This is a genomic window from Aequorivita aquimaris (assembly GCF_001573155.1).
Taxonomy (GTDB): Bacteria; Bacteroidota; Bacteroidia; order Flavobacteriales; family Flavobacteriaceae; genus Aequorivita; species Aequorivita aquimaris.
Genome location: NZ_JRWG01000024.1, coordinates 1 through 1877, shown reverse-complemented (window position 1 = coordinate 1877; position 1877 = coordinate 1). Strand labels below are relative to the sequence as shown.

Here is a 1877-nt window from a genome sequence, read left to right as displayed (position 1 = left end):
CCATAGATGTAGAGCTTGAGCAGGTCTGCCGGGTCGTACGGCGGACGGCCCTGTGCGGGCAGGGCGGCAAACCCCAGCTCTTCCAGATCGAGTGCCCCGACGAATCGATCGATAAAGCGGACGCTGTTCTCCTCCGGCACCATCTCGTCGAGGCAGGTGGTGTAGAGGGCCAGTTGCTGGCGGTCTTGTCCCTGTAGATATTCCATGGCATGAAGATACGGAAATACGGGGGTTTTGAAGGAAAAAAAAACTCCTACTTATCCACAGAGTTATTAAGTTTTGAGACAGTCTGACGGTCTAGTGTATGAGCAGGCGATTTTGAAGCACAAAACTTTCAATTAAGCACAAAGTTTGAAGCGAGCTAAAAGCCTAGATTTTACTGCTATTTCGCCTATTTTTTATATGCATTGTTGGCAGTTCGGCTTTATATTTTTAATTCTGTTACTCGATAAGAAAAGTGTTTATCTATCATTTTCATAGCAACACTCGATGGAATTATTTTGAAAAAGAAGTTCCTTAAGGTGATTAATATGGGATTGGTAATCTGTCCCATTTTTCCAAGTTTTAAACTTTCGTTTATAATTTCTTTGGAACGTGGAAATTGATATTTTTCGTAAATTTCATATGCTTTAGAAGACAGTCCATATTTATTGATGCACTTCGCCAAAAGATAAGCACCTTCAATGGCCATACAACCACCTTGACCCAAATTTGGTGTGGTTGGGTGTGCTGCGTCTCCTATCAATGTAATATTGCCCTTTGTCCATCCTTTGTGTGGGATGCGGTCCGACAAACTATTTTTCAATATATTTTCTGTATTCTCAATAAGTTCGGGAATCGGATAATGCCAATTTCCAAAAAGACGTTTAAGTTTTTGCTTTGTACCTTCAGGTTCATCATCTTTCAAAAAGCCTTCATTATAAGTTGCCCACCAACCATATACACCATCTTTTATAGGAACAATTCCAACCCGTTTACCTTTCCCGTAGGTTTCACTTGCGTATCCAATATCAAAATCGGTTTTCACCACACCACGCCAAATATTATATCCTCTGAATATCGGATCTCCATCATTGATGATGTTTTTTCTTACAATTGAATGTATTCCATCAGCTCCAATTACTGCATCAAAAACCGAAGATTTGCCATTTTCAAAAATGATCTCTACTTGACCATTGTCTAAATTGGTTAATTGTTTTACAGCACTATCAATATGTAAATGAGCGTTAATATCTGTTAATAAAATTTTATGTAGGTCGGCTCGGTGAATGCAAATTACGGGGTAATCGCTTTTAGGTGTTGACTTACTTAAGATATTTCCTTTATCCGTTTTTAGATAAACATTTTCAAACTTTCCGCTTGTATTCAATATACTATCAAGTAAGCCGATTTCATCCATTACGCAGAGCGCATTTGGAAACACACTAATTGCCGCTCCTACTTCTCCAAATTCTTGTTTTTTTTCGAAAATGTGTGTTTCATAGTCGTCAGAAATGCAACGAGCAAAGGTAAGTCCTGCAATACCTCCTCCAATTATCGCAATTTTTCTTTTCATTTAGTTCTTTTTTAGCTGACTGCCAACGTCAGTCTGTCTCAAAACCGCCCTTCAATTGTTGAAAATAGTTTTTAATTCCATTTTCGGCAAGTAAATGGAGTAAAAGTTGAAAGATCGGCCTTTGTCCCCAGAAACCGTTTTCAGGGCATGTTTGTGAAGGGAAAGCGCCCCTTGAAGCCATAAAAGCAGCAAAACAGGCCACCCTGCAAGCGTTATCCCCAGCTTTAGCATTCGTTTGAGGTTGTATGCCAGCGCAATCAGGCCAAAATCCGCCGAGGCACTCTCAAGGCCCCTCTTGGTCATGATATGGTCGAACCCCCAT

The 1877-nt window shown here is 40.3% G+C and carries 2 protein-coding genes and 1 pseudogene; all 3 read right to left on the bottom strand.

The features are described 5' to 3' along the window. Positions 1-206: transposase (locus LS48_RS14535; protein ID WP_131807741.1), on the bottom strand; the 206-nt coding region annotated here is incomplete at its 3' end. Positions 207-424: 218 nt separating this feature from the next. Then, positions 425-1555: an FAD-dependent monooxygenase gene (locus tag LS48_RS14530; protein WP_062623206.1), complete on the bottom strand. Its 1131-nt coding sequence runs from the start codon at positions 1553-1555 to the stop codon at positions 425-427. Between the two features lie 51 nt (positions 1556-1606). Continuing rightward, a pseudogene (locus tag LS48_RS14525) lies at positions 1607-1877 on the bottom strand (hypothetical protein); the annotation flags it as partial.